Origin of the sequence: Mesorhizobium marinum, from assembly GCF_040813675.1 — a bacterium.
GTDB lineage: Bacteria > Pseudomonadota > Alphaproteobacteria > Rhizobiales > Rhizobiaceae > Mesorhizobium_K > Mesorhizobium_K marinum.
Map to the genome: position 1 here is coordinate 991,397 of NZ_JBFOCI010000002.1, position 25,930 is coordinate 1,017,326.

At 67.3% G+C, this 25,930-nt stretch carries 25 protein-coding genes; 21 read left to right on the plus strand and 4 right to left on the minus strand.

All coding sequences use genetic code 11. The features are described 5' to 3' along the window. The first annotated feature begins 152 nt into the window (after window positions 1–152). The 5 genes from ABUE31_RS10365 (at window position 153) to ABUE31_RS10385 (ending at window position 4,777) form a co-directional block, all read left to right on the plus strand. Window positions 153–908 (plus strand): ABC transporter permease, encoded by a 756-nt coding sequence (locus tag ABUE31_RS10365; RefSeq protein WP_437344099.1) that lies wholly within the window; start codon window positions 153–155, stop codon window positions 906–908. Beyond that, on the plus strand, window positions 908–1,723 hold the full coding sequence (locus tag ABUE31_RS10370) for an ABC transporter permease (protein WP_367723455.1): 816 nt from the start codon (window positions 908–910) through the stop codon (window positions 1,721–1,723). The genes ABUE31_RS10365 and ABUE31_RS10370 overlap by 1 nt, the downstream gene beginning before the upstream one ends. Before the next feature lie 3 nt (window positions 1,724–1,726). Further along, window positions 1,727–2,734 (plus strand): Ldh family oxidoreductase, encoded by a 1,008-nt coding sequence (locus ABUE31_RS10375; RefSeq protein WP_367723456.1) that lies wholly within the window; start codon window positions 1,727–1,729, stop codon window positions 2,732–2,734. Window positions 2,735–3,028: 294 nt separating this feature from the next. Beyond that, window positions 3,029–4,003: a complex I NDUFA9 subunit family protein gene (locus ABUE31_RS10380; RefSeq protein WP_367723457.1), complete on the plus strand. Its 975-nt coding sequence runs from the start codon at window positions 3,029–3,031 to the stop codon at window positions 4,001–4,003. 12 nt (window positions 4,004–4,015) lie between these two features. Beyond that, window positions 4,016–4,777: a sulfite exporter TauE/SafE family protein gene (locus tag ABUE31_RS10385; protein ID WP_367723458.1), complete on the plus strand. Its 762-nt coding sequence runs from the start codon at window positions 4,016–4,018 to the stop codon at window positions 4,775–4,777. 7 nt (window positions 4,778–4,784) lie between these two features. Here ABUE31_RS10385 and ABUE31_RS10390 read toward each other — a convergent pair whose 3' ends face one another. Further along, entirely contained in the window at window positions 4,785–5,591 is an 807-nt protein-coding gene (locus ABUE31_RS10390) for an undecaprenyl-diphosphate phosphatase (RefSeq protein ID WP_367723459.1), read from the minus strand. 156 nt (window positions 5,592–5,747) lie between these two features. On the opposite strand from ABUE31_RS10390, the gene ABUE31_RS10395 reads away from it, so the two are divergent. The 10 genes from ABUE31_RS10395 (at window position 5,748) to ABUE31_RS10445 (ending at window position 15,650) form a co-directional block, all read left to right on the plus strand. After that, window positions 5,748–6,440, plus strand: a complete 693-nt coding sequence (locus tag ABUE31_RS10395) for a glutathione S-transferase family protein (protein WP_367723460.1) — start codon at window positions 5,748–5,750, stop codon at window positions 6,438–6,440. Further along, entirely contained in the window at window positions 6,421–7,575 is a 1,155-nt protein-coding gene (gene queG, locus ABUE31_RS10400; protein WP_367723461.1) for a tRNA epoxyqueuosine(34) reductase QueG, read from the plus strand. Before ABUE31_RS10395 ends, queG begins: the two co-directional genes overlap by 20 nt. After that, window positions 7,572–8,489 (plus strand): SDR family oxidoreductase, encoded by a 918-nt coding sequence (locus ABUE31_RS10405; RefSeq protein ID WP_367723462.1) that lies wholly within the window; start codon window positions 7,572–7,574, stop codon window positions 8,487–8,489. Before queG ends, ABUE31_RS10405 begins: the two co-directional genes overlap by 4 nt. A gap of 173 nt (window positions 8,490–8,662) precedes the next feature. Then, window positions 8,663–9,691 carry a penicillin-insensitive murein endopeptidase gene (gene mepA / locus ABUE31_RS10410; protein WP_437344108.1) on the plus strand — a complete coding sequence of 343 codons (1,029 nt, stop codon included), beginning with the start codon at window positions 8,663–8,665 and terminating at the stop codon, window positions 9,689–9,691. Window positions 9,692–9,882: 191 nt separating this feature from the next. Then, window positions 9,883–10,800 carry an SMP-30/gluconolactonase/LRE family protein gene (locus tag ABUE31_RS10415; protein WP_367723464.1) on the plus strand — a complete coding sequence of 306 codons (918 nt, stop codon included), beginning with the start codon at window positions 9,883–9,885 and terminating at the stop codon, window positions 10,798–10,800. 277 nt (window positions 10,801–11,077) lie between these two features. Further along, the gene (locus ABUE31_RS10425; RefSeq protein ID WP_367723466.1) at window positions 11,078–11,659 is read left to right on the plus strand and encodes a DedA family protein; all 582 of its coding nucleotides are present in this window, start codon (window positions 11,078–11,080) and stop codon (window positions 11,657–11,659) included. 166 nt (window positions 11,660–11,825) lie between these two features. Then, window positions 11,826–12,821, plus strand: coding sequence for a sulfate ABC transporter substrate-binding protein (locus ABUE31_RS10430; protein WP_367723467.1), 996 nt, complete (start codon window positions 11,826–11,828; stop codon window positions 12,819–12,821). Window positions 12,822–12,898: 77 nt separating this feature from the next. Then, complete coding sequence (gene cysT / locus ABUE31_RS10435; protein ID WP_367723468.1) at window positions 12,899–13,726, plus strand: sulfate ABC transporter permease subunit CysT; 828 nt, start codon at window positions 12,899–12,901, stop codon at window positions 13,724–13,726. Beyond that, window positions 13,723–14,628 carry a sulfate ABC transporter permease subunit CysW gene (gene cysW / locus ABUE31_RS10440; RefSeq protein WP_367723469.1) on the plus strand — a complete coding sequence of 302 codons (906 nt, stop codon included), beginning with the start codon at window positions 13,723–13,725 and terminating at the stop codon, window positions 14,626–14,628. Before cysT ends, cysW begins: the two co-directional genes overlap by 4 nt. Continuing rightward, window positions 14,625–15,650, plus strand: coding sequence for a sulfate/molybdate ABC transporter ATP-binding protein (locus ABUE31_RS10445; protein ID WP_367723470.1), 1,026 nt, complete (start codon window positions 14,625–14,627; stop codon window positions 15,648–15,650). The genes cysW and ABUE31_RS10445 overlap by 4 nt, the downstream gene beginning before the upstream one ends. 189 nt (window positions 15,651–15,839) lie before the next feature. On the opposite strand, the gene ABUE31_RS10450 is transcribed toward ABUE31_RS10445, so the two are convergent. Together ABUE31_RS10450 and ABUE31_RS10455 are read right to left on the minus strand one after the other, a co-directional pair. After that, window positions 15,840–16,115 (minus strand): DUF982 domain-containing protein, encoded by a 276-nt coding sequence (locus tag ABUE31_RS10450; RefSeq protein ID WP_367723471.1) that lies wholly within the window; start codon window positions 16,113–16,115, stop codon window positions 15,840–15,842. Window positions 16,116–16,184: 69 nt separating this feature from the next. Further along, on the minus strand, window positions 16,185–17,027 hold the full coding sequence (locus tag ABUE31_RS10455; protein WP_367723624.1) for a D-alanyl-D-alanine carboxypeptidase family protein: 843 nt from the start codon (window positions 17,025–17,027) through the stop codon (window positions 16,185–16,187). Window positions 17,028–17,297: 270 nt separating this feature from the next. Here ABUE31_RS10455 and ABUE31_RS10460 point away from each other — a divergent pair, with 270 nt between their 5' ends. The 5 genes from ABUE31_RS10460 (at window position 17,298) to ABUE31_RS10480 (ending at window position 23,514) form a co-directional block, all read left to right on the plus strand. Next, window positions 17,298–18,848 (plus strand): putative bifunctional diguanylate cyclase/phosphodiesterase, encoded by a 1,551-nt coding sequence (locus tag ABUE31_RS10460; RefSeq protein WP_367723472.1) that lies wholly within the window; start codon window positions 17,298–17,300, stop codon window positions 18,846–18,848. 174 nt (window positions 18,849–19,022) lie between these two features. Then, window positions 19,023–19,988, plus strand: coding sequence for an ABC transporter substrate-binding protein (locus ABUE31_RS10465; RefSeq protein ID WP_437344100.1), 966 nt, complete (start codon window positions 19,023–19,025; stop codon window positions 19,986–19,988). 83 nt (window positions 19,989–20,071) lie between these two features. Further along, window positions 20,072–21,148 (plus strand): quaternary amine ABC transporter ATP-binding protein, encoded by a 1,077-nt coding sequence (locus ABUE31_RS10470; protein ID WP_367723473.1) that lies wholly within the window; start codon window positions 20,072–20,074, stop codon window positions 21,146–21,148. Next, a complete protein-coding gene (locus ABUE31_RS10475) occupies window positions 21,145–23,127 on the plus strand; it encodes an ABC transporter permease (protein ID WP_367723474.1) in 1,983 nt (660 codons plus the stop codon). The genes ABUE31_RS10470 and ABUE31_RS10475 overlap by 4 nt, the downstream gene beginning before the upstream one ends. Window positions 23,128–23,145: 18 nt before the next feature. Continuing rightward, complete coding sequence (locus ABUE31_RS10480; protein WP_367723475.1) at window positions 23,146–23,514, plus strand: SgcJ/EcaC family oxidoreductase; 369 nt, start codon at window positions 23,146–23,148, stop codon at window positions 23,512–23,514. Window positions 23,515–23,628: 114 nt separating this feature from the next. Here the strand turns inward: ABUE31_RS10480 and ABUE31_RS10485 are convergent, their stop codons facing one another. Further along, the gene (locus tag ABUE31_RS10485) at window positions 23,629–24,981 is read right to left on the minus strand and encodes a trimethylamine monooxygenase (RefSeq protein ID WP_367723476.1); all 1,353 of its coding nucleotides are present in this window, start codon (window positions 24,979–24,981) and stop codon (window positions 23,629–23,631) included. 201 nt (window positions 24,982–25,182) lie between these two features. On the opposite strand from ABUE31_RS10485, the gene ABUE31_RS10490 reads away from it, so the two are divergent. Continuing rightward, a complete protein-coding gene (locus ABUE31_RS10490; protein WP_367723477.1) occupies window positions 25,183–25,920 on the plus strand; it encodes a helix-turn-helix domain-containing protein in 738 nt (245 codons plus the stop codon). Window positions 25,921–25,930: the final 10 nt, after the last annotated feature.

Sequence of the window (25,930 nt, forward strand, 5' to 3'; positions counted from 1 at the left end):
CCCCCCCCCCCCCCCCCCCCCCCCCCCCCCCCCCCCCCCCCCCCCCCCCCCCCCCCCCCCCCCCCCCCCCCCCCCCGCCGCCCCGGGGCGGCGTCTCGCATCCAGAGGGGAACGGGCGACCAGATCCCGGAAAGGGACGGCGCCGAACCAGAGTGGGGAACGGGCTGATCGAAGCGCTCATCCACCTCGCGCAGGCCAGTGTCTTCGACCTGCTTGCCCTGAGCCCGCCCGGCTGGGGCGGCAACCTGCTTCGCGGTCTGACCAATTCGGTCCTGATCGCCGTCGGCGCCTACGGCATCGGCATCGCCATCGGCATCGGCGGCGCTTTCGGCAAGCTCTACGGCGGGCCGGTGCTGCGCGACCTGCTCGAACTCTACACGACGATCGTCCGCGCCGTGCCGGAACTGGTGCTGATCCTGCTGCTCTATTTCGCGGGAACGGACCTCATCAACCGTCTGCTGGAGGCCCTGGGCTACCAGCGCATAGACATTAACGGGCTGGTCGCCGGCATCTGCGTCCTGGGGATCGTGCAGGGCGCCTACTCGACCGAGGTGATCCGCGGCGCGATCCTGTCGATCCCGCAGGGGCAGATCGAGGCCGCGCGCGCCTTCGGCATGTCGCCGGCGCTCATGCTGCGGCGCATCACGCTGCCGGCGATGCTGCCGTTCGCGATCCCCGGCATGGCCAATCTCTGGCTGATCGCCACCAAGGACACGGCCCTGCTCGCCATCGTCGGCTTCAACGAGTTGACGCAGGAGACGCGCACCGCCGCCAGCACGACCAAGGCCTACTTCACCTTCTTCCTGGCGGCCGGCGCGCTCTACCTGCTGATCACGCTGTTCTCCAACGTCATCATCGCGCGCATCGAGAAATGGGCGCGGCGCGGCATGCCGGCTGGGGCGCACTGATGTCGGACCAGGCCGCCTCCCGACTGGTCGATGCCGGCGCGCGCGCCTCGCTCTGGCTGCAGCCGCACCGCATCGGGCTGATCGTCGTCGGCATCGTGCTGGTCGTCTGCGCCGCCATGTTCATGCGCTGGGACTGGCTGCCGGACTACTACGGCCTGGCGCTGCAGGGCATCTGGCGCACGCTCTGGATCCTCGTTGTGACCTGCGCGCTCGGCTTCCTGCTCGCGGTGCCGATCGGCCTCGTCCAGGTGACCGGCCCGCGCTGGCTGTCGTGGCCGGCCTACTGGTTCTGCACGGTCGTCCGTGGCACGCCGCTGCTGCTGCAGCTTTGGTTCCTCTACTACGGGCTCGGCTCGCTGTTTCCGCAGTTCCCCTGGGTGCGCGAATCGTTCCTGTGGCCGTATCTGCGGCAGGCCTGGCCCTACGCGGTGCTGTCGCTGACCATCTCCTACGCCGCCTACGAAGGCGAGGTCATGCGCGGCGCCTTCGCCGGCGTCGCGCGCGGCCAGCTCGAGGCGGCGCGCGCCTTCGGCATGAGCCGCTGGAAGGTCTTCCGGCGGATATGGCTGCCGCAGGCGACCTACCGCGCCCTGCCGACGCTGGCCGGCGAGACCGTGCTGCAGCTCAAGGCGACGCCGCTGGTTGCCACCATCACGGTGGTCGACATATATGCCGTCGCCTCGCGCGTTCGCCAGTCCACCTTCATCGTCTACGAGCCGCTGCTGCTGCTTGCGGTCGTCTATCTGTGCATCACCGGGATCCTGGTGTATGCCTTTCGCAAGCTTGAGGCCCGGATACCGACGAGACTGGGATAGGGGATGGCCGAAACGGTCCGACTGGATCTGGCTGAAGCGATCGCGCTCTGCGAGGGCGCGGCGCGTGCGGCGGGGGCCAATGCGGAGACGGCCACGGCGCTCGCCAGGTCGGTCGTCGCGGCCGAAGCCAAGGGTGTCGCTTCGGTCGGCCTCTACCACTTCCTCGACTATCTCGACGCGCTCGAGACGGGCCGCCTCGACGGCCACGCCGAGCCGGTCATAACCAGGCCAGCGCTCGCCGTCTTCGTCTCCGACGCCGGGGGCGGAGCCGCGCATACCGGCTTCGACCGGGCGTTCAACGATTTCGGCAAAGCGGCGCGTCTCTTCGGGGTGGCGATCTTCGTGCAGAAGAACGCCTTCACCTGCGGCGAGCTCGGCTACTTCACCGGACGGCTGGCGAGTGAGGGGCTTGTCGCTTTCGCTGCCACCAACGGGCCGGCGCTGATGGCCGGCGCCGGTTCGACCAAGCCTGTCTACGGCACCAACCCGATGTCGTTCGCCGCGCCCGTCGAGGACGGCGTGCCGCTCGTCATCGACCAGTCGTCGAGCTCGACCGCCTTCGTCAACGTCAGGCGGGCCGCCGAGGAGGGGCGCGAAATCCCCGCCGGCTGGGCGCTCGACGCCGGCGGCAGGCCGACCACCGACCCCGTCGCCGCGATGAAGGGAGCGCTGCTCGCTTTCGGGGGCAACCGCGGCGCCAATGTCGCCCTGATGGTGGAGGTGCTGGCGGCCGGGCTGTCGGGCGCCAACTGGTCGCTCGACGCGCCGTCGTTCGAAACGGGGGCGGAGAGCCCGGCGACCGGCCTCTTCCTGCTCGCCATCGCACCGGGCCTGATCGACCCGCAATTCGCCGTCCGCCTCAAGGCGCAGCTCGATCGCCTCGCCTTCGAATACCGGGTGCATGTCCCAGGCGCGTCGCGCGGCAAGGCCGGTCTCCTGGCCAAGGCGCTCGGGCTCGACGTTCCCGTCGACGTCGTCAGGCGGATCGCCGCCTTTGCCGAACGCGGCTGAGGGCGCAGAGCGCAACCCGTGAACCTTTTGCCGTCGCCGGACGACACATTCGAGAGCAACCGCATCGGCGCGGGACCCGAACGCGTCGGGATCCCGCAGCCCGGAAAGCCCCGCCCCCGGCGGGGTTTTCCGCGTTGCCGGCGAGGATGGCGCCGCCCGTCAACCACCCATGCGTGGTTTGGGATGCGCGTCGCGGATCGTCCCAGGCAGTCACCGCAACGCTTCCATCCTGCGGTGAAAGCCTCTATGAGACGGGCTTCAAGCAAGACCACGCAGGCGTGAGCGGAGCCAGCCATGACCGAAATCATCGAGACCCCGAAACTCATCACCGTTTTCGGCGGCTCGGGCTTCATCGGCAGGCATGTCGTGCGGGCGCTGGCCAAGCGCGGCTACCTGATCCGCGTGGCAACGCGGCGGCCCGAGCTCGCCGGCCATGTCCAGCCGCTCGGCAATGTCGGCCAGATCCAGCCGGTGCAGGCCAACCTGCGCGCGCGCTGGTCGGTCGAGCGCGCCGTCGAGGGCGCCAGCCATGTCGTGAACCTGGTCGGCATCCTCCACCAGTCCGGCGCGCAGAGCTTCGAGGCCGTTCAGCATGAGGGCGCGCGGACCGTTGCCGAGGCGGCGAAGGCCGTCGGCGCCAGGCTGACGCACGGTTCGGCGATCGGCGCGGACGCCAGGTCGCCCTCGGTCTACGGCCGCACCAAGGCGCTCGGCGAGAAGGCCGTGCTCGAAACCGTCGCCGACGCGGTCGTGGTCCGTCCGTCCGTCGTGTTCGGCCCGGAAGACCAGTTCTTCAACCGTTTCGCGGGCATGGCTCGATTTTCGCCGGTGCTGCCGCTGATCGGCGGCGGCCGGACCAAGTTCCAGCCGGTCTTCGTCGGCAACGTGGCCGAGGCCATCGCGCGCTCAGTCGATGGCCGCGTCGAAGGCGGTCGCATCTATGAACTCGGCGGGCCGAACGTGATGACCTTCCGGGACTGCATGGAGGAGATGCTGGAGGTGATCGACCGCCGGCGGATGCTGGCGCCGGTGCCGTGGTGGATCGCCGAACTCAAGGGCGCGGTGCTCGGGCTGCTGCCCAACCCGCCGCTGACGCGCGACCAGGTGATCCTGCTGAAGTCCGACAACGTGGTGTCGCAGGACGCCGAAACGACGGGGCGCACGCTGCAGGGCATCGGCATCCAGCCGCAGTCGACCGCCTCGATCCTGCCGAGCTACCTCTGGCGCTACCGCGCCGCCGGCCAGTTCACGCATCGAAGCGAAGCCTGAGCAGCGACCGGCATGGAGGCGGCCGCCTTCCTGCCGGGGGGCATCGAGCCCTGGGTCGCCGGCCTTCTCGTCGTCGCCAGCTTCTTCACTTCCGCCATCACCGCGGCGTTCGGCATCGGCGGCGGCCTGGCGATGCTGGCCCTGATGGGCCTGTTCGTTCCGGTCGCCTCGGTGATCCCGGTGCACGGCGCGGTCCAGCTCGGCTCGAACTCGGGCCGCGCCTGGCACCAGCGCGCCAACGTACGCCTGGACGTGGCGAAACCCTTCATCGCCGGCAGCATCGTCGGCGCAGTCCTCGGCGTCTTCCTCGTCATCCAGCTGCCCGACGCGCTGCTGAAGCTTGTCCTCGGCGGCTTCATCCTTGTGCTGACATGGTCGAAGATCCCGGGCATCGACCGGCTGAGCCGGGCAGGCCTCGCCATCGCCAGCGTCGGGCTGGCGATCCTGTCGATGCTGGTGGGGGCGACCGGCCCGCTGGTGGCTGCCCTGTTCGCGCGATTCCTGGAGAACGACCGCAAGGCGCTGATCGCCACGAGCGCGGTGGCGATGACCACCCAGCACCTGCTCAAGATCGTCGTGTTCGGGATCGCCGGCTTCGCCTTCGGCCCCTGGCTGCCGCTCGTCGCGGCGATGATCCTGTCGGGCTTTCTCGGGACGGTCTTCGGCACCAGGATGCTGGAACGGATGCCGGAACAGACCTTCCGCAAGTGGTTCCGCGTCGGCATCACGCTCTTGGCCGTGGATCTCCTGCGGCGCGGGTTCCTGGCCCTCTAGGCCGAACTCAGCCCCAGATGAACAGCGCGGCGAGCCCGACCGCGCCGACGATCATCCGCCACCAGGCGAACAGCGCGTAGCCGTGCCGCGACACGTAGTCGAGCAGATAGCGCACGACGATGACCGCCGCCACGAAGGCCGCCACGAAGCCGACGCCGATGACGGGCAGGTCGGCGGCCGACAGCACGTCGCGGTTCTTGAAGAGGTCGTAGGCAAAGGCGCCGGCCATGGTGGGCATGGCAAGGAAGAAGGAGAATTCCGCGGCCGAGCGCTTGTCGGTTCCCATCAGCAGCGCGCCGACGATGGTCGAACCCGAACGCGACGTGCCCGGAATCATGGCAAGGCACTGGAACAGCCCGATCTTGAGGCAGAGCGAGAGCGGAAAATCCATGACGTCGTGGTATTTCGGCTTGAGCTGGATGCGATCGATCCAGAGCAGCACCACGCCGCCGAGCAGCAGCATGACGCAGATCAGCTTTGGCGTCTCGAACAGCACGGTCTTGATGAAGCCGTGCGCGGCGACGCCGATGACGGCGGCGGGCAGGAAGGCGACCAGAACGCCGATGACGAAGCGCCGGGCCCGGGGGCTGCTCGGGAGATCGGCGGCGATCGTCAGGAGGCGTCCTGCATAAACGGTGAGGATCGCCAGGATCGCGCCGAGCTGGATCAGGATTTCGAACGCCTTGCCGGTCGACTCGAAGCCGAGGAAGTGGCCGGCGAGCAGGATATGGCCGGTCGAGGAGACCGGAATGAACTCGGTCAGCCCTTCGAGCAGGCCGAGCATCAGCGCGTCGACGAGTGTCTGGTTGTCCATGCCCGCAATCTCCAGCGGAGGCCGCTATTGCTTGTCACACGCCGGAACCGGCCCTATAGGTCGGGCGGCCGAGGCTCCCCTGGAATCGGGGCGTTGCACATTTAGCGGCGCGGCCGCCTCTAGGCCAGACGCATTTTCGTTCTCACACGCCGGACCATGCTGACGCTTTTTCACCATCCCATGTTCGCGACCTGCCGTTTCGTTCGCCTTGCCTTCGGCGAATTCAACGAAGAGCTTTCGCTGATCGAGGAAAAGCCGTGGACGCGCCGCAAGGAGTTCCTGGCGCTGAACGCCGCCGGAACCCTGCCGGTGCTGCTGGCCGAGGGCGACGTGCCGATCATCGGCGCGCATGTCATCGCCGAATATCTCGACGAGACGCGCGGCGTGCTGAAGCGGGACCGCCGGCTGCTTGCCGAGGATCCGCTCGATCGCGCCGAGATCCGCCGCCTCTGCGACTGGTACCTCGTCAAGACCGAGAGCGAGGTGACGCGTCACCTCGTGCGCGAACGCGTGCTGAAGCCGCTCATGCCGGAAGCGTTGGGCGGCGGCTCGCCCGATTCGTCGGCCATCCGCGCGGCGCGCGCCAATGTGCGCCAACACATGAAATACACCAACTGGCTGGCCGGCACGCGCCACTGGCTGGCCGGGCCGCGCATTACCTATGCCGATCTCGCCGCCGCGGCGACGCTCTCCATCCTCGACTATCTCGGCGAGATCGACTGGAGCGGGCATACGGCGGCGCGCGAATGGTACACGCGCATGAAATCGCGGCCGTCCTTCCGGCCGCTGCTCGCCGACCGGGTGCGGGGTCTTTCCCCGGTGGCTCACTATGCGGACCTCGACTTCTAGCAAGCCGCCCGGCGGCGATGCGCTGCGGCGGATGATCGACCGCGACGCGAAGCGCGCCGGCTTCGACGCGGTGGCGGTGACCACGCCCGATTCGATCCCGCTTGCCCCGGCCCGGCTGAGGCAGTTCGTGGCCGAGGGAATGCACGGCTCGATGGGTTGGCTCGCCGAAACGCTGGAGCGGCGCGCCAACCCCCGCGCGTTGTGGCCGGAGGTGCGCTCGATCGTGGTGCTGGCCATGAACTACGGCCCGGAGGCCGACCCGCGCGAAACGCTCGCCAGGCGCGACCGCGGCGCCATTTCCGTCTACGCGCGGAATCGGGACTATCACGACGTCATCAAGGGACGGCTGAAGACGATCGCCGGCCGCATCGTCGCGCAGGCGGGCGGCGACGTGAAGGTGTTCGTCGATACCGCGCCGGTCATGGAAAAGCCGCTCGCCGAGGCGGCCGGCATCGGCTGGCAAGGCAAGCACTCCAACCTCGTCAGCCGCGACTTCGGCTCCTGGCTGTTCCTGGGCTCGATCTTCACGACCGCCGACATCGAGCCGGACGAGCCGGAAGAGGATCGTTGCGGATCCTGCCGCGCCTGCCTCGACGCCTGCCCGACCGACGCATTCCCCGCGCCGTACAGGCTCGATGCGCGCCGCTGCATCTCCTACCTCACCATCGAGAACAAGGGGCCGATCCCGCGCGAGTTCAGAGTCGCGATCGGCAACCGCATCTACGGCTGCGACGACTGCCTGGCCGCCTGCCCATGGAACAAGTTCGCGAAACAGGCCTCGGAAGCGAAGCTCGCCGCCCGCGGCGACCTGCGCGAACCGAGGCTCGGCGACCTCCTGGCGCTCGACGACGCAGCGTTCAGGACGCTCTTCGCGGGCTCGCCCGTCAAACGGATCGGTCGCGACCGCTTCCTGCGCAACGTGCTGATCGCGGCCGGGAATTCGGGCGATGCTTCGCTCGTTCCGCAATGCCGGGAATTGCTGGCCGACCCGTCGTCGCTGGTGCGCGGCGCGGCGGTGTGGGCGCTGTCGCGGCTGTCGGCCCGGGACGAACTGATCGGGCTTGCCGGCGACATTGTCGATCCGGACGCCGACGTCAGGGCGGAATGGACCGTCGCGCTGGAGAGACTTGCATGACATCGCGCTTCTTCATCTTCGGGGCCGGCTACTCGGCGCGGGCTTTCGCCGGCGCGCGAGCCGACCGGCCCGTGGGCTTCGCCGGCACCACGCGTTCCCACGAAAAGGCGGACGCGCTCGCCCGCGCCGGCATCGAGCCACTGCACTTCAACGGCAAGACGCTGTCGCCGGACCTCGTCGCCGCGCTGAAGGAGACGACCCACCTCGTCGTCTCGATCGCCCCGGACGAGGGCGGCGATCCCGTGCTCGCCGCCACCGCCGGGCGGCTCGCCGGGCTCGCTCCGAAGCTGCGCTGGCTCGGCTATCTCTCGACCGTCGGCGTCTATGGCGACCACGGCGGAGACTGGGTCGACGAAACCAGCGAATGCCGACCCGTTTCCGGCCGCTCGCGCCAGCGCGTTCGCGCCGAGCGGGCGTGGCTCGATTTCGGACAGGAAACCGGCGTTGCGACCGCGCTGCTTCGGCTTTCGGGCATCTACGGGCCGGGCCGGAACGCCTTCGTCAACCTGCGGAACGGCACCGCCAAGCGTCTGGTCAAACCCGGCCAGGTGTTCAACCGGATCCATGTCGCCGACATTGCCGGCGCGCTGTGGCGCCTTGCCGATGACGGGCAGGGCGGTGTTTTCAACGTCACCGACGACCTGCCGGCGCCGCCGCAGGACGTGGTGGCCCATGCGGCCGCGCTGATGAATGTCGAGGCGCCCCCCGAAATTCCTTTCGCCTCTGCCCAACTTTCGCCAATGGCGCGGTCATTCTATGGCGAGAACAAGCGCGTTTCGAACGCGGCGATCAAGGCGGCCGGCTATCGGTTCCGCTATCCCGACTACCGCGCGGCGCTCGACGGCATGTGGGCGGACGGCAGCTGGGCGGGCGATGGCGAAGGCGACGCGCGCAGCCCGATCAAGCGCTTCTAGCCCTGGACGGTCGAAGCACGGGCTGGAAAGTGGTATGATTCGGACGCGGCAGTCGGCGTGTACGAACGGGTAACCACCGAGGTCCAGGTTTGGGCCGCAGACGAAAGCTGGGACAGCCCATGAGAAGCTTCCTGAAATCCGTCACCGGGTTCGCCGCGGTCGTGGCGTCGGTCATGGCGATGGCGGCCGTGGATGCGGCCCCGGCGCGCGCCGAGGAACTCGCCAAGAACCTGTTCGGCCACGAGCCGCTGCCCGCCGCCCTGCCGGCGAAATCCTACGGCTTCTATTCGAAAGGTTGTTTTTCCGGCGGCGTGGCGATCCCGACCGATGGTCCGACCTGGCAGGCGATGCGGCTGTCGCGCAACCGCCGCTGGGGACACCCGACGATGATCGCCCTCGTCGAGAAGCTGTCGCGCGACGCCGCTGCCAAGGACGGCTGGCCCGGCCTGCTGATCGGCGACATCTCGCAGCCGCGCGGCGGGCCGATGCTGACCGGCCATGCCTCGCACCAGATCGGCCTCGACGCCGACATCTGGCTGACGCCGATGCCGGCCCGCCCGCTGACGGTGGCCGAGCGCGAGAAGATCAGTTCGGTGTCGATGATCAAGAAGAAGGGGCTGACCGTCGACGACAAGGTCTGGACGCCCGCCCATATGCGGCTTTTGAGACGCGCGGCAAGCTATCCCGAGGTTGAGCGCATCCTCGTCCATCCCGGCATCAAGAAGAAGCTCTGCGACACAGTGACGGGCGACCGGACGTGGCTGCGCAAGGTGCGGCCGTTCTGGGGCCACGATTCGCATTTCCACATCCGCATCGGCTGCCAGCCGGGCTCGCCGGGCTGCAAGAAACAGGCCGCCACCACGCCGGGCGACGGCTGCGACAAGTCGCTGGCATGGTGGTTCACCGAGGAGCCGTGGCGTCCCAACAAGGATCCCGACGCGCCCAAGGCCCGCGACCTCATGACGATGGCGAGCCTGCCGAAGGAATGCCGCGCCGTGCTTGCCGCTCCGGCCCCGGCATCCGAACTCGCCGCCACCTATCGGGGCCCCGGCAGCGTCACCGACACCGGCACGTCGATCGCCGCGGTCATCGAGCAGGCCGATACGATCGATCCGGAGGCCGGCGCGCCGATCAGCGCCAATGCGTTCCTGCCGACCGACGGCGTAAAGATCCCGCTACCGCAGTGGCGCCCCGACGAGTGACGGCCACGCTGGCCACCGTGGGCTAGCACGACCGCGACTTTCGCGGCGGCGGCGCGGTTCGGTCTTGTCAAAGCCGCTCGATATCCTTCACATCTACTGCGTGATGCGGGCGCGGCGCATTCCGTCGCCGCTGCACGAGCGACGCATCCGGGCCGCGGTATCGGGGCCGACAAAAAAATCTGGAGGGACACATGCCGGCTAGCGACTACGAAATCCTCGATCCGCGCTTCGCAAAACTGATCAATGGAAACGCGCATGTCAGCCGGCTCTTCACGGGCTGCCTGTGGGCGGAGGGGCCGGCCTGGTTTGCCGCCGGACGCTATCTCGTCTGGTCGGACATCCCGAACAACCGCATCCTGCGCTACGACGAGACGAGCGGAAACGTCAGCGTGTTCCGCCAGCCCTGCGGCAACACTAACGGCCACACGGTCGACCGCCAGGGACGGCTGGTGTCGTGCGAGCATTCGGGCCGCCGCGTCAGCCGCACCGAGTTCGACGGTTCGGTCACCACCATCGCCGACCGCTGGCAGGGCAAGCGCCTGAACTCGCCCAACGACGTCGTCGTGAAGTCGGACGGCTCGATCTGGTTCACCGATCCGTCCTACGGCATTGACACCGACTATGAGGGCGACAAGGCCGAAAGCGAGATCGGCGCGTGCTACGTCTACCGTGTCGATCCGGGCACCGGAAAGGTCGACGCCGTCATCACCGACATGGTGCGGCCGAACGGCCTCGCCTTCTCGCTCGACGAATCCAGGCTCTACGTGGTCGACACCGGGCGCACGCACGTGCCCGACCATCCGGCGCACATGCGGGTATTCTCGGTTACCTCAAGCGGCAAGAAGGTTCGCGGCGGCAAGGTGTTCGCGGACTGCACCGCCGGCCTGTTCGACGGCTTCCGGCTGGACGAACAGGGCAATATCTGGACGAGCGCCGCCGACGGCGTGCACTGCTACGCGCCGGACGGCACGCTGATCGGCAAGGTGAAGGTGCCGGAGGTGGTCGCGAATGTGTGCTTCGGCGGCGCCAAGCGCAACTGCCTGTACATCACGGGCACCACGTCGCTCTACATGGTGCGGTTGATGGTCAACGGCGCCAAGACGTATTGAGCAATCGGCGTGGAAGGCCCGGGCATCTCCGCTGCCCGGGCGCGGGCGTCAACCCGGCTTGACCTGGCCGGAGGCGATGGCTGCGCCGTTGTTCTGAGCGGTGACGGCGGCAAGCGCGCCCTTCAAGGAAAGGGTGGGTTTCGCGTAGGTCTTCTTCACGGGCAGTCTCCAGAAGCATTTCAGGTCTTGCAGGCGTGATCGCGTCGCATAGAACATGCCGGGCGGAGCGGTGTCAAATGGCACGCGGACCCGGGAGCCTGTCGGGACGGCACCGATGATGAGCGATACCATCCATCGCCTGATCGAGCAGTACGGCCTGGTCGCCGCCTTCGCCGGATCGCTTGCCGAGGGCGAGACGGCGGCGATCCTCTGCGGCTTCTTCGTGCACCAGGGCGTGTTCGCGCCGTGGCAGGCCTTCACGGCCGTGTTTCTCGGCGCCTTCGGCGGCGACGCCCTGTTCTTCCTCTGCGGACGCCGCTTCGCCGACACGGCATTTGTCGGGCGCCTGCGCCAGCGGCCTGGCTTCGACCGGGCCTTCGGCCTGATGCAGCGCCATCCCGCGCTCTACGTGATCGGCAACCGCTACGTCTATGGCTTTCGCCTGCTCGGCGGGGTCGCGGCCGGCCTCTCCAGCATTCCCGCGCTGAAATTCGTCGTCCTCAACGCCGTTTCCGCATTCATCTGGACGGTTCTTTTCGTCGGGATCGGCTATCTGTTCGGCCTTGGCGCCGAGCAGATCCTCGGCGCTGCGCTCCACAGCCACCAGCGCCTGCTGGTCGGACTGGCCATCGGCGTGGCAGCCGGACTGGCGGGCTGGCTCGCTTCGCGCCATTTCAGCCGCAGGGCCGGACGTTGCTAGGACGCACGAGCGCCTTCCGGCAATCCGCACTGCGAAAACTGTCGGTACCCGCCGCTCCGGGGAAGAATATTCTACTGGCGCGCCATGTTTGGGGAGGACGATGCCTCTTGCCCGGCAGGCGCCTCGACTAGATTGCGGCAAAATCATCGGTCCATCAGGAGCCACCATGAAACGCCTCATTCTCGTCGGCGCCGCGCTTGCCGCCCTCGCCGCCGGTCCGGCCAGCGCGCAGGACAAGCTGCTCAACGCGTCCTACGACATCGCCCGCGAGCTCTTCGCCGAGGTCAACGCGACCTTCGCGCCGAAATACAAGGAAGCGACCGGCCGGGACATCACGATCGACCAGTCCCATGCCGGCACCTCGAAGCAGGCGCGCGCCATCGTCGAGGGGCTCGAGGCGGACGTGGTGACCTTCAACCAGACCACCGACATCGACTTCCTGGTGAAGAACGGGTTCGTCTCGGACGACTGGCAGCAGGACTTCCCCAACAACGCGTCGCCCTTCTATTCGCTGCCGTCCTTCCTCGTGCGCGCCGGCAACCCCAAGGGCATCAAGGACTGGGACGACCTCGTCCGCGACGACGTGAAGGTGATCTTCCCCAATCCCAAGACGTCGGGCAACGCCCGCTACACCTATCTCGCCGCCACCGCCTACGCGCTCGGCGCCTTCGGCGGCGACGAGGCGAAGGTGAAGGAGTTCGTAGCCAAGATATTCGCCAACGTGCCGGTGTTCGACACCGGCGGCCGCGCCGCCACGACGACCTTCGTCGAGCGCGAGGTCGGCGACGTCCTGATCACCTTCGAATCGGAGACGCGCGGCATCGCCAGGGAGTTCGGCGAGGACCGGTTCGAGCGCGTGACGCCCTCGGTCAGCCTGCTTGCGGAATTCCCCGTCGCCATCGTTGACAAGGTGGCCGACAAGCACGGCACGCGCGAAATCGCCAAGCAGTACCTCGAATTCCTCTACACGCCGGAGGGCCAGAAGATCCTCGCCGAGAACGGCAACCGGGTGCATGACGAGGTGGTGGTCGACGAGTTCAAGGACCAGTTTCCCGAGGTCAAGCTGGTGACTGTCGACGACGTCTTCGGCGGTTGGGCCAAGGTCCAGGAGGAGCATTTCGCCTCGGGCGGGCTGCTCGACCAGATCTACGGCGACCGTTGACCTGACAATCGGCAACGTCATTGACGGCCGGCGGGCGACATGGCCTGCCGGCCGCACCTGTTGGTGAGGGTTTTCCGTTGAAACGCCGCGTCCTGCCCGGGCTTGCACTGTCGCTTGGGATAACCCTGTTCTACGTCGCCCTGATCGTCGTGCTGCCGCTCGGCGCGCTGGCGTTCAAGGCCGCGAGCCTCGGGCCCGAGGACTATTGGCGCATCGTCTCTTCGCCGCGCGCGGTGGCCAGCTATTGCGTCACGGCGCTTGCCGCACTTGCGGCCACCGCCTTCAATCTCGTCTTCGGCATGGCGCTTGCCTGGGTTCTCGTCCGCTATCGCTTTCCGGGCCGCCGGCTGGTCGACGCCCTGGTCGATCTTCCGTTCGCGCTGCCGACCGCGGTTGCCGGCATCGCGCTCACCGCGCTGTTCGCCGAGAACGGCTGGTTCGGCTCGATCCTTGCCCGCATCGGCATCGAGGTCGCCTACACGCCGCTCGGCATCATGATCGCGATGAGCTTCACCAGCCTGCCCTTCATCGTGCGCACGGTGCAGCCGGTGCTGGAGGACCTCGACCCGGCGCTGGAGGAAGCCGCGCAGACGCTGGGCGGCAGCGATGCGGCAATCTTCACGCGGGTCATCCTGCCGCTGCTGGGACCCGCGCTGCTGGCCGGGGTGTCGCTGTCCTTCGCGCGCAGCCTCGGCGAGTTCGGCGCCATCATCTTCATCGCCGGAAACCAGCCCTACGAGACCGAGATCACCGCGCTGCTCGCCTTCATCAGGCTCGAGGAATACGACTACCAGGCGGCTGCGGCGATTGCCTCGGTGCTGCTCCTGACCGCCTTTGCCATGCTTGCCGCGACCAATCTCCTGCAGGCCCGCGCGCTGCGCTACATGAGCGGGGCCCGCGCATGACCGCGTCGCATGCCCGCAAACCGCCGCGCGTCGGCGACAGCCCCGCCGTCCGGCGGACGCTGATCGCATCGGTGTTGGTCGTCGGCGCGCTGCTCATCTTCGCGCCGCTGGCCGTCATCCTCGTCCAGGCCTTCTCTCGGGGCGTCGAGGTCTTCGCCGCGACGATCGCGCTGCCGGACACCCGCCACGCCATCTGGCTGACGGTTGCCACCGCGCTGACCGCGGTCCCGATCAACACGGCGTTCGGACTGGCCGCCGCCTGGGCGATCACCAAGTTCGACTTCCGCGGCAAGCGGCTCTTGCTCGTCGTTATCGAGATTCCGTTTTCCATCTCGCCGATCGTGGCCGGCGTCGCCTATCTGTTCGTCTACGGGCTGCAGGGCCTGTTCGGTCCGGCGCTGGACGCCGCCGGCGTCAAGGTCCTGTTCGCGCTTCCCGGCATCGTGCTGGCGTCGATGTTCGTCACCGCGCCCTTCGTGGCGCGCGAACTCATCCCGCTGATGCAGGCGCAGGGCCGCGACCTGGAGGAGGCGGCGACGTCGCTCGGAGCGTCGGGCTGGCGCACCTTCTTTTCGGTAACCCTGCCCAACATCCGCTGGGCGCTGCTTTACGGAGTCGTGCTCTGCAACGCCCGCGTGATGGGCGAGTTCGGCGCGGTCTCCGTGGTGTCCGGCAACATTCGCGGCCAGACCAACACGCTGCCGCTCCACGTCGAACTGCTCTACCACGACTACAACACCGTGGGGGCTTTCGCCGCAGCCTCCATCCTGACGGTGCTCGCCATCGTCACCATTGTCGCCAAGCTCTTGCTGGAGCGGCGGGGCGCAGGCCGCGGCGGCCGCCCCTCGCTCGCAGCACCGTCACCCGCCAAGCCGGAACCAGCCAGGGTCGCTACGCCATGAGAATCCGCCTCGACAATGTCGTGAAGACCTTCGACACGTTCCGCGCCGTGCACGGCGTTTCCCTGGATATCGGCAGCGGCGAACTGGTGGCGCTGCTCGGACCGTCGGGTTCGGGCAAGACGACGATCCTGCGCATGGTCGCCGGACTCGAATTTGCCGACGGAGGCCACATCCACTTCGGCGACCAGGACGCCACGGACATCCCGGTGCGCGAGCGCGGCGTCGGCTTCGTCTTCCAGCACTACGCGCTGTTCCCGCACATGACGGTGGCCGACAACATCGCCTTCGGCATGAAGGTGTCGAAGGTCAGGCGAACGAAGGCGGAGATGGCGGCGCGCGTGGCCGACCTGCTGCGGCTGGTCAAGCTGGAGGGGCTCGGCGAACGGTTCCCGAACCAGATTTCCGGCGGCCAGCGCCAGCGCGTCGCGCTGGCGCGCGCGCTTGCCGTCGATCCGAAGGTGCTGCTGCTTGACGAGCCGTTCGGCGCGCTGGACGCCAATGTCAGGCGCGACCTGCGCCGCTGGCTTCGCGAGATCCACGATGAGCTGGGCATCACCACTCTGTTCGTGACGCACGACCAGGAGGAGGCGCTCGACCTTGCCGACCGCGTCGTCATCCTGAACGAGGGCAAGATCGTGCAGGAGGGCACGCCGGAAGCGGTCTGCCGCACGCCCGGCTCCGCCTTCGTGCTGAATTTCCTCGGCGACGCCAACCGGATCCGCGCCGACGTCGTGAACGGCCGGGCGACGGTCGACGGCGCCGAGGTGGATGCGTCCGGATTTGCCGACGGGCGTGCCAGCGTCTACCTGCGGCCGCGCGACCTCGACTGGTCCGCGGTCGGGCCGGGCATCGCCGCGACCGTATCTCGCGTCATCGACCGGCCGGACGGCCGGCGCATTCTGGCGAGGACCGAAAGCGGCGATCAGGTCGAACTCGATGTTGCCCCCGAAACATCCGCGACCGCCGGCGAGCGCGGCTTTGTCCGCATCCACCGCGCGCAGGTCTTCGCGGAGCCGGCATAGTCAGGCAACACCGCGCAGTCGCGGTCAAGTCCTGGGCCTACCGCCTGACTGGCGGCACCAGTATAGGGCCGGGCGGCGGCGCCGGTTCGGGCGGCATGGGTTCCGACGGCGGGCCTGGGAAGGGGTCAGGGGCAGGCCCGGGCCTGCCGGCGGCGCCGGTTTCAGCCTGATGTCTCATCCGATCGATCCCTATGTGACGAGCACGTCGGCATGGCTGGCGAAGGCAAGGAAGGCGTCGTGCGCTTCCTCGACCGACGCCTTGCCGGCCAGTGCCGCCTGCAGCACCTCCATGGTCGACTGGTAGACCGGGCCGCGCCGGGCATGCGGCCAGTCGATCAGCACCTCGCAGGCGCCCTTCACTGACTTGACGGCGCGCGTTGTGTTGTCGCCGGTCCTGACGCAGACCGTGCTGCCGAACAGCATGCGCTCCGCCCTGTCGCGTTCGTTGTGAAGGCTCTGGTCCATGGCCGTGATCTCCGCTCGGTATTCAGCGGAGAGATAAACGCGCTTCTAGCCGGCCAGTTCCGGCGAGCATCAATCGAAGGGCGAGAGTGCCCCAAGCAGGTTGCCGGTCGGCTTCGGCTGGCCCATGTACCTGTCGATCAGTTCCTCGACATGCGCGTTGCGGGCGCGTGCGCTGTCGGCGCCCATCACGACGATGATGAGGCGGCGTGAACCCCGCTTCACCGACGTGACCACGCTGTAGCCCGATGCCTTGATGTAGCCGGTCTTGATGCCGTCGACGCCATCGACGCGGCCGATCATGTCGTTGTGGCCTCGAACGAGCCGCCCGCGGAATGTGAAGTCGCGGCGGGAGAAGTAGTGATAGTACTGCGGGAAGCGCGAACGCAGCGCGGCGCCGAGCATCGCCATGTCGCGTGCCGTCGTGTGTTGGTCGGGATCGGGCAGCCCGGACGCGTTGCGGAATACCGTGCCGGACAGGCCGAGCTGGCGCGCGCGGGCGGTCATCAGGTCGGCGAACTGTTCCTCGGTGCCGCCGAGGGATTCGGCAACCGCGACCGCGACATCGTTGCCCGACTTGACGGCAAGCACGAGGATCGCGCTCTCCACGTCGATCGTCTGTCCGGCCTTGAGCCCGATCTTGGACGGCGGCTGGCGCGCGGCGAACGACGATACCGGCAGTTCGGTCGCCATCGACACGCGGCCCTGGTCCAGCGCCTCGAACAGCAAATAGAGCGTCATCATCTTGGTCAGCGAAGCCGGATATCGCTGTGCGGTGGCGTTGACTTGATAGAGGGTCTTGCCGTTCGACGCGTCGACGACCAGCGCCGCGTATTTTTCCGGCGATCCGGGCGGCGGCGCCTGGACCTGCGTAGGCTCCCCGACCGTGGCGCAGCCGGCGACGAGCACCAGCATGGCGACCAGGGCGAGCGCCCTGCGCAGCAGGGACGCCGCCAGCGCCGTTCCCGGGGCTGCTGCGACGGATGTGCTCAATTCGTTGCCTGACACCGACATCGTTGACGTAGGGGACTAGCCTATGCGCGCAACGCTTTCCATTCCCTTTCTGCAACAGGTGGCGGCAATTCGGACGCCGACGTGGGAGCCGGTCGTTAAAATTCGAGATGTTGGCCAAACCGAATCTAAGAACGGAACTGCTAGTCCTGCGGCAGAAGCTGGATCTCGCGCATGCCCGCAGTCGCCAATCCCAACCGCAGCCCGGTGTTCCGGCTGATCACCATCGCAAGCGCCAGTCTTGGCAGCTTCATCCTGGGGCTTTGGGGCCTCCGGTTCGGGTTCGGAGACGGCGTGGCGGGCCTGCCGGCCGAGGCGATCGGCGCGGTGCTGGCGGCGCTGTGCGCGCTTGCGGCGGGCGGAGCGGCCATGTCGTTCTTCGCCGGCGTCGACGAATCCGTAGGCTATGTCGTCAAGGAGACGCAGTTCGACAAGCTGACCGGGATGCTTTCGCGCCCTGCCATGATCGCCAGGATCGCCGAAGCGGCGCAGTCGACATTGAGGACGGGCGAGCCGGTTTTCCTGATCGACATCGAAATCGACCGCTTCAAGCAGGTCAACGAGGCGATCGGCTTCGGCAAGGGCGACGAGCTTGTGCGGGCCTTCGCGCAGCGGCTGAAGGCCAGCCTGCCCGACGCCGTTCTGATCGGCCGCATAGGGGCCGGCGAGTTCGCCGTGCTCTACCCCGACTCCTATTTCAACATGTCCATGGACGTCATCGCGGAACGGCTGATCGCCGAACTGATGGAGCCCTACCAACTCTCGACCCACCAGCAGTCGATCGGTGTTTCGGTCGGCATTGTCGCGATGCCGAAGGACGGCGACGATCCGGTCCTGCTGCTGCGCCGCTCGAATCTCGCCCTGCAGAACGCGCGCGCTGCGGGGATCGGCAACTGGGCGGTGTTCCATCCCGAGATCGGCAAGGTGGCCGACTATCGCCAGTGGATCGAAGCCGAGCTGCATCCGGCCTTCGAGCGCGGCGATTTCGACCTGTACTACCAGCCGCAGATCGACCTGATGAAGGGAAGGACGGTCGGCTACGAGGCGCTGATCCGCTGGAAGCACCCCGAGCGCGGCATGATCCCGCCGATGGAGTTCATCCCGATCGCCGAGGAGACCGGCATGATCGGGCCGATCGGCGCATGGGTTCTCAGGAAAGCCTGCGCCGACGCGCGCCACCTGCCCGACGACTGTTTCGTTGCCGTCAACATCTCGGCTGTCCAATTCGTGACGCGTGACTTTGTCGGCATGGTCGGCGACATCGTGCGCGAGACGGGCATCGACCCTCGACGCCTGGAGCTCGAGCTGACCGAGACGGCGATGATGCAGGATCGCGGCCGGGCCGAGGCAATCCTCAAGCAACTGACCGCGATGGGCATTTCGGTTGCCGTGGACGATTTCGGCACCGGCTATTCGAACCTCAGCTATCTGGTCGATTTTTCGATCCACAAGCTGAAGATCGACCGCTCCTTCGTCAGCCGCATCGATACCGACCAGAACTCGGGCGCCGTCGTCTCGACCATCGTCGGCCTGTCGCGGGCGCTCGGCGTCCACGCGATCGCGGAGGGCGTCGAGACGGAGAACCAGGCGACGCTCCTCAGGGCAGCCGGCTGCGACGTGTTCCAGGGCTTCCTGTTTGGGCATCCCGCCCCGCTCAAGATCGCGGGCGGACAGCTGCACCCCACCGCCGCGGCCGGGACGGCGAAGGCGGCCAGCCTCCACTGACCCGATCCGTTCTCGACGAAAGGCGCTGCGATGCACTTCTGGCATTGCGCGTCCGGGTTGTTGGTATATAAATTTTCATAACATGAAAAAGCGCGGGCCAGCCGCGAACGAAGCGCCGACAAAGGCGCCTCATGGGGAACGTGACTACAGCAGTTCGTACAATGGGAGCACAGCATGAAAGCCAAGTTGTTGGGAATGAGCGCTGCCGCGCTTGCGGCGGCAGGTCTCCTTTTTGCGCCGGCCGCACGCGCGCAGGCGCCTGAATCGAGCGATCCGATCAAGATCGCCCTCTTCGACTGGACCAGCGTCAACCTGAACGCCAAGATCATCGGAGGCATCCTCGAGAAGCTCGGCTACACGGTCGAGTATCCGACCGCCGACTACCTCTCGAGCCTTACCACGGGCCTGACCAATGGCGACCTGTCGCTCGCCATGGAGTTCTGGGACACGACGGCGGGCGAGGCGATGAAAGCCTCCGACGCGACCGGCCAGACGGAACGCCTCGGGCCGCTCGGCCCCAAGGCGAAGGAAGAGTGGTGGTACCCGGAATACATGAAGGAGAAATGCCCGGGCCTGCCCAACTGGGAGGCGCTGAAGGACCCGAAATGCGCCGAAGCGTTCTCGACGCCGGAGACGGCGCCGAACGGCCGCTACCTCGGCGGCCCGGTGACGTGGGAAGGCTTCGACGACGAGCGCGTCGTCGCGCTCGGCCTGCCGTTCACGGTCATCCACGCCGGAACCGACGCGGCGATGTTCGCGGAGCTCGAGTCCGCCTACCAGCGGCAGGCGCCGATCATGCTGTGGATCTATTCGCCGCACTGGGCCCCGGCCAAGTACAAGGGCGAGTGGGTCGAATTCCCGGAATACACGGCCGAGTGCTACGCCGATCCGTCGTGGGGCATCAACAAGGACGCAGCCTATGACTGCGGCAAGCCTTTCGGCGAGATCTACAAGTACGCCTGGGCCGGCATGAAGGACAAATGGCCGGTGGCCTACAAGGTCGCCAAGAACTATTCGCTCAGCTCCGACGAGCTGAACGCCATGAGCGGCCAGGTCGATCTCGACGGCAAGTCGCCCGAGGACGTCGCGGCCGAGTGGATCGCGGCCAACGAAGCCAAATGGAAGGGTTGGGCCCAGTAGGCTGGGACTGCCGTGGACAAACGGCCCCGTTCGGGTGACGATCGGGGCCGTCATCGTTGGACGCACATGGTGAAAGGCCGCGCATGACGAACGCATCTGGCCCGGCGGCTGCGGGCAAATCGGTCGATGCTCGTCCCGTCAAGCTTGCCTGCAGAAACGTCTGGAAGCTTTTTGGCGCGGGCGCTTCGGAATTCATCCGCCAGCGCAACGGCAAGGCGAGTTCGGCCGAGCTCGTCGAGGCGCGACTGGTCGGCGCGGCCCGGGCGGTCGATCTCGAGATCCGCCAGGGCGAGATCTTCATCATCATGGGCCTGTCGGGTTCCGGCAAGTCGACGCTGGTGCGCTGCATGTCGCGGCTGGTCGAGCCGACCTACGGAAAGGTCGAGTTCGAGGGCAAGGACCTGCTGTCGATCTCCGAAAAGGAGCTCATCGAACTGCGCCGCCACCGCATGGGCATGGTGTTCCAGAACTTCGCGCTGCTGCCGCACCTCAACGTGCTGGAGAACATCGCGTTTCCGCTGTCGATCCAGGGCGTGGACCGCGCCGCCCGCGAAGCGCGCGCCAGGGAGGTGATCGAACTCGTCGGCTTGCGCGGCCGCGAGCATTTCTACCCGCGCGAGCTTTCCGGCGGCCAGCAGCAGCGCGTCGGCATCGCGCGCAGCCTGGCGACCAAACCGGAGATATGGTTCCTCGACGAACCGTTTTCGGCCCTTGATCCTCTGATCCGGCGCGAGATGCAGGACGAGTTGATGCGACTGCAGTCGGTCCTCAAGAAGACCATCGTCTTCATCACCCACGACTTCGACGAGGCGATCCGTCTTGCCGACCGCATCGCCATCATGAAGGACGGCGAGGTCATCCAGATCGGAACGCCGGAAGAACTGGTGGTGAAGCCGGCGACCGACTACGTCGCCGAATTCACCCGCGACGTACAGCGCGCCAAGGTGATCTCCGCGCGCAGCATCATGCGACCGCGCGGCAAGTCGCAGTCCGCCGGCGAGGTGTCGCCCGACGCAAGGATCGCCAGCTTCTCGGCGCAGATCGTGGCGGCGAGGAAGCCCTTCGCGGTTGTGAACGGCGATGGCGCCGCGATCGGCGAGGTGACGCCGGACGCCGTGATCGAACTGCTGGCTGGCGCTCCGGGCGAGGCGCAGGCGTGACCGTCGCGGCCGACGCCGCCCGGCAACCCGCGCGTCCGGCGCAGACATGGCTGGCGATCTGGGCGGCTGCGCTGGCGGCCACCCTGGTTGTGTTCCTGGCCCGCGACAGCATTGCCTGGGCGGTGAAGTATCCGGCATCCGCCGTCGTGCCGGTCGCCGACTGGATCAGCGTCGTGATGACCTGGCTCAAGGTCAATCTGAGCTGGCTCACGCGGTCCATCACAGCCGTCCTCGGCGTGCCGCTAAACTTCGCGCTCGACCTGCTGGCGAAAGGCTTCAAGGTCGGTTCCGGCGCGGCCGCGGTCGAACTGCCGCGCCTCTCCTGGGTCGGCGTCTGCGCCGCCGCCTTCTTCGCAGGCCGCGCCTTTGGCGGCTGGAAGCTCGGCGCGCTGGCCGGCGGCCTGTTCCTCTACATCGCGCTGTTCGGCAAGTGGACGAGCGCGATGCTGACCCTCGGACTGATCGCCATCGCGGTGCCCTTCTGCATCTTCACCGGCCTGCTGCTGGGCATCTGGGCGTGGCGGCGGCCATGGGCGGAGAAGCTGTTCGTGGTTCCCGCACTCGACCTGATGCAGACCATACCGACCTTCGCCTATCTGATCCCGATGCTGCTGCTGTTCGGCAACAGCCCGGTCTCGGCGATGATCGCCACCGCCATCTTCGCCACGCCGCCGATGGTGCGCGCCACCATGCTCGGCCTGTCGCGCGTGCCCACCGAGATCAACGAATTCAGCGAGATGGCCGGCTGCACGGCGCGGCAGAAGCTGTGGCGGGTGCTGCTGCCCTCGGCGCGGCCGACCCTGATGGTCGGCGTCAACCAGGTGATCATGCTGGCCCTCAACATGGTCATCATCGCATCGATGATCGGCGCGGGCGGCCTCGGATACGACGTGCTCCTGGCGCTGAGGGCACTCAAGGTGGGCGAGGCGATGGAGGCCGGGCTGGCCATCGTCGCGCTGGCGATTGCCCTCGACCGTCTGAGCCAGGCGGCGGCGAGGCGTCAGTCCCAGCAACACGGCGAGATCAACGAAGGCCAGGCGTTCTGGCTGCGCAACCCGAACCTGACGCTCGCCCTGGTGATCCTGGCGGCGACGACGCTGCTCGGCCTGGCGATCCCCTTCTTCGACGATGTCCCCAAGGCCATCACCTTCACGACCGCGCCGGCCTGGAAGGCCGCCGTCAGCTGGATCACCGTCAACTTCTTTGACGCGATCGAGGCGTTCCGAGTCTTCCTCATCCTCTACGTGCTCAATCCGGTGCGCGCCTTCTGCGAGGGATTTCCCTGGCTCGGCGCCGTCTTCCTGCTCGGCCTCGCGGGCTACCAGCTCGGCGGCGCCAGGCTCGCGGCCCTGGTGGCGGCGCTGACCGCCTTCTGCGCGGTGACCGGGCTCTGGGAAAAGACCATGGCGACGGTCTATCTGTGCGGCATCTCGGTGGTCATCGCCTGCCTGATCGGCATCCCTCTCGGCCTGGCGGCCTCGCGCAGCGACCGCTTCGAGAAGATCATCACCCCGATCATCGATACGCTGCAGGTGCTGCCGTCGTTCTGCTTCATCATCCCGGTGGTGATGCTGTTCCGCGTCGGCGACGTGACGGCGATGATCGCCACGGTTGCCTTCGCGGTGGTGCCGGCGATCCGCTACACCAATCACGGCATCAGGCAGGTCTCGCCGCAGCTGATCGAGGCGGCGGTCGTGTCGGGCTGCACCAGGCGGCAGACCTTCTGGAGGGTCCAGCTGCCGCTGGCGCTGCCGGAGATCATGCTGGGCATCAACCAGACGATCCTGATGGCGCTCGCCATGATCATCATCTGCGCGATGATCGGCACGCGCGACCTCGGCCAGGAGGTGTTCATCGCCCTGTCGAAGGCCGATTCCGGCCGCGGCATCGTCGCCGGCCTGGCGATCGCCTTCATCGGCATCATCGCCGACCGGCTGTTCAACGCCTGGAGCGCGCGGGCGCGGGCGCGGCTGGGCTGAGCGGAAAGGAACGACGCGATGACCGCCACCCCGACCGTCGAGGCGCTGCTCGCCGAGTGGATCGCGGCCTTCAACGCGCACGACCTCGACCGCCACATGGCGCTCTACACCGAGGCGGCGCTGCTGTTCGGCTCGGTCGACGAACTGCAGCGCGGCCGCGACGCGATCAGGGCCTATTTCGGGCGCCGGCCGCCGGGCGTGCGGGTGCGGTCATATCCGATGCCGGAGGTGCGCGAGGTCGCGCCCGCCGTGGCGGTCACCGCAGGCCATGTCGACTTCGCCGACGGCGACCAGCCCAGCCCCTATCGAATGACCTGGGTGCTGGTCAGAGAGGGCGGCGACTGGAAGATCGCCCAGCATCACGGTTCGCCGCGGTTCGGGAAGTAGCGCGGCGGGCAGGGAGCCCATCACCAGCGACTGGCCGGGAAAGGAACGCTGGGCGCCTGGCCGGCTCGTTCCGCTCGCCACCCTCCCCGCAAGGGGGAGGGAAAGCTCGCGCTCTCACTTCGCCTGCAGGTAGCTCTCCAGCGAATCGTCCATCGCCTCCATCCACCTGGTGTGGTGCTTCGGCGCCATGGTGCCGGTCATCAGCGAGCGGTAGGCGTTGTCGCGGAAGCCCATGATGTCCTCCATCTTGTGGTGCTCCCACTCCATGAAGGTCTTGTTGGTCTCCTCGATGTCGAAGGACGGGTAGTCGGTCGCCTCGATCAGTTCCTTGGTGTAGTCGCCCTGGAACCAGATCATCTGCTCGGCGTCGGCAAGCGTCTCCTCACGGGCGCGCCACTTGGCGCTGTCGGCGGCCATCTCGGCCGCCGAAGGCAGCGTGATTCGGCCGAGCATCACGTCGCGCGCGTACCACGCCTGCGCGTCGAACATGTTGAACGTGTAGAACTGGTCCTGCATGCCGATGTAGAACAGCGCCGGGTTCTTCTCCCAGACCACGCCCTTGTAGAGGTCGAGCGGCCACATCCGGTTGTTGGTCTTCAGCCTGAGGTCGTCGGTCAGGAAGGGGAAGTGGTGCAGGTAGCCGGTGCACAGGATGATCGCGTCGATCTCCTTCGTCGAACCGTCCTTGAAATGCGCGGTCTTGCCGACGACCTTGGTCAGGAGCGGCTTCTGCTCCCACCCCTCCGGGAAGGTGAAGGCCATCGGCGCCGAGCGGTAGCTGACGGTGATCGACTTGGCGCCGTACTTGTAGCACTGCGAGCCGATGTCCTCGGCCGAATAGGAGCGCCCGACGACCAGCACGTTCTTGCCCTTGAACTCGGTGGCGTCGCGGAAATCGTGGCTGTGCAGCACGCGGCCCTGGAATGTCTCGAACCCCTCGAAATAGGGCACGTTCGGCGTCGAGAAATGGCCGCTGGCAACGACGACGTTGTCGAATTCCTCCGAATAGGTGCGGTCGTTGCCGCGGTCATGCGCGGTGACGGTGAACTTCTTCGTCGCATCCGACCACGTCACCATGCGCACCGGCGTGTTGAAGCGCACCCAGGGACGGACGCCGGACTTCTCGACGCGGCCCTTGATGTAGTCCCAAAGCACGGCGCGCGGCGGGTACGAACCGATCGGCCGGCCGAAATGCTCCTCGAACGTGTAGTCGGCGAACTCGAGGCATTCCTTGGGGCCGTTCGACCAGAGATAGCGGTACATCGAACCGTGCACGGGGTCGCCGTGCTCGTCGAGGCCGGTGCGCCAGGTGTAGTTCCACAAGCCGCCCCAGTCGGACTGCTTCTCGAAGCAGACGACCTCCGGGATGTCGGCGCCCTTGTCGGCGGCCGACTTGAACGCCCTGAGCTGGGCCAAGCCGGACGGCCCGGCGCCGATGACGGCGACACGCTTGTTCGATACTCCCATCGCGCGGATTCCCCATTGTCGTTGTTGGAAACAATTTTCACTGTGAGGACAATAAATTCTCCTGTAATGCTGTCAATCGGCTCGCGCCCATGGCGCCGCCGGGTGATCGCCCGGTGCTGTTCTTGCAGAACCAAACCGGCCCGTGCATTAGGGGAAGGCCGGCGCATCCAGGGCTTGTGCCCGGCGGCAAAGCGAGGGGAAATGGCCAGCGAGAAATCGGACAAGAAGCGCAGGAAGCCGCCCGCCAAGGCGGCGAACGCCGAAGGGCTGAAGCCCTTCAAGCAGGCCGTGGCCGAGATTCACGCCATCCGCTCCCTGACCCAGAACCCGCACGCCGTGCGCGACGCCCGCGAGAAGGTGCTTGAAGTTGCGATCGGCCGGGAAGTGCGCGCCTACCGCAAGAAGCTCGGCATCACCGTCGCCGACCTCGCCGCGGCGACCAACCTGTCGCTCGGCATGCTGTCGAAGATCGAGAACGGCATCACCTCGCCGTCGCTGACCACGCTGCAGGCGCTGTCTCGGGCGCTCGGCGTTCCGGTCACGGCCTTCTTCCGCCGCTTCGAGGAAGAGCGCAGCGTCGTCTTCGTGAAGGCCGGCGAAGGCGTCGAGATCGAACGGCGCGGAACGCGCGCCGGACACCAGTACAACCTTCTCGGCCATGTCGACGCCAACACGTCGGGCGTCGTCGTCGAGCCCTACCTGATCACCCTGTCGGCCAACTCGGACGTCTTCCCGACCTTCCAGCACGAAGGGATGGAATTCCTCTACATGCTGGAGGGCGAGGTGGTCTACCGGCACGGCTCGCACCTGTTCCGCATGCAGCCGGGCGACAGTCTGTTCTTCGACGCCGATGCGCCGCACGGACCAGAGGAACTGACGAAGCTGCCGATCCGCTACCTGTCGATCATTTCTTATCCGCAGGGCAGCCCGGGCGACTGAGGCGTTTGCG

Coding starts and splice junctions, on each gene's coding strand:
- ABUE31_RS10370 (WP_367723455.1), top strand. CDS start 908: ATGTCGGACCAGGCCGCCTCCCGACTGGTCGATGCCGGCGCGCGCGCC.
- ABUE31_RS10375 (WP_367723456.1), top strand. CDS start 1,727: ATGGCCGAAACGGTCCGACTGGATCTGGCTGAAGCGATCGCGCTCTGC.
- ABUE31_RS10380 (WP_367723457.1), top strand. CDS start 3,029: ATGACCGAAATCATCGAGACCCCGAAACTCATCACCGTTTTCGGCGGC.
- ABUE31_RS10385 (WP_367723458.1), top strand. CDS start 4,016: ATGGAGGCGGCCGCCTTCCTGCCGGGGGGCATCGAGCCCTGGGTCGCC.
- ABUE31_RS10390 (WP_367723459.1), bottom strand. CDS start 5,591: ATGGACAACCAGACACTCGTCGACGCGCTGATGCTCGGCCTGCTCGAA.
- ABUE31_RS10395 (WP_367723460.1), top strand. CDS start 5,748: ATGCTGACGCTTTTTCACCATCCCATGTTCGCGACCTGCCGTTTCGTT.
- queG (WP_367723461.1), top strand. CDS start 6,421: ATGCGGACCTCGACTTCTAGCAAGCCGCCCGGCGGCGATGCGCTGCGG.
- ABUE31_RS10405 (WP_367723462.1), top strand. CDS start 7,572: ATGACATCGCGCTTCTTCATCTTCGGGGCCGGCTACTCGGCGCGGGCT.
- mepA (WP_437344108.1), top strand. CDS start 8,663: ATGGCGATGGCGGCCGTGGATGCGGCCCCGGCGCGCGCCGAGGAACTC.
- ABUE31_RS10415 (WP_367723464.1), top strand. CDS start 9,883: ATGCCGGCTAGCGACTACGAAATCCTCGATCCGCGCTTCGCAAAACTG.
- ABUE31_RS10425 (WP_367723466.1), top strand. CDS start 11,078: ATGAGCGATACCATCCATCGCCTGATCGAGCAGTACGGCCTGGTCGCC.
- ABUE31_RS10430 (WP_367723467.1), top strand. CDS start 11,826: ATGAAACGCCTCATTCTCGTCGGCGCCGCGCTTGCCGCCCTCGCCGCC.
- cysW (WP_367723469.1), top strand. CDS start 13,723: ATGACCGCGTCGCATGCCCGCAAACCGCCGCGCGTCGGCGACAGCCCC.
- ABUE31_RS10445 (WP_367723470.1), top strand. CDS start 14,625: ATGAGAATCCGCCTCGACAATGTCGTGAAGACCTTCGACACGTTCCGC.
- ABUE31_RS10450 (WP_367723471.1), bottom strand. CDS start 16,115: ATGGACCAGAGCCTTCACAACGAACGCGACAGGGCGGAGCGCATGCTG.
- ABUE31_RS10455 (WP_367723624.1), bottom strand. CDS start 17,027: ATGCTGGTGCTCGTCGCCGGCTGCGCCACGGTCGGGGAGCCTACGCAG.
- ABUE31_RS10460 (WP_367723472.1), top strand. CDS start 17,298: ATGCCCGCAGTCGCCAATCCCAACCGCAGCCCGGTGTTCCGGCTGATC.
- ABUE31_RS10465 (WP_437344100.1), top strand. CDS start 19,023: ATGAAAGCCAAGTTGTTGGGAATGAGCGCTGCCGCGCTTGCGGCGGCA.
- ABUE31_RS10470 (WP_367723473.1), top strand. CDS start 20,072: ATGACGAACGCATCTGGCCCGGCGGCTGCGGGCAAATCGGTCGATGCT.
- ABUE31_RS10480 (WP_367723475.1), top strand. CDS start 23,146: ATGACCGCCACCCCGACCGTCGAGGCGCTGCTCGCCGAGTGGATCGCG.
- ABUE31_RS10485 (WP_367723476.1), bottom strand. CDS start 24,981: ATGGGAGTATCGAACAAGCGTGTCGCCGTCATCGGCGCCGGGCCGTCC.
- ABUE31_RS10490 (WP_367723477.1), top strand. CDS start 25,183: ATGGCCAGCGAGAAATCGGACAAGAAGCGCAGGAAGCCGCCCGCCAAG.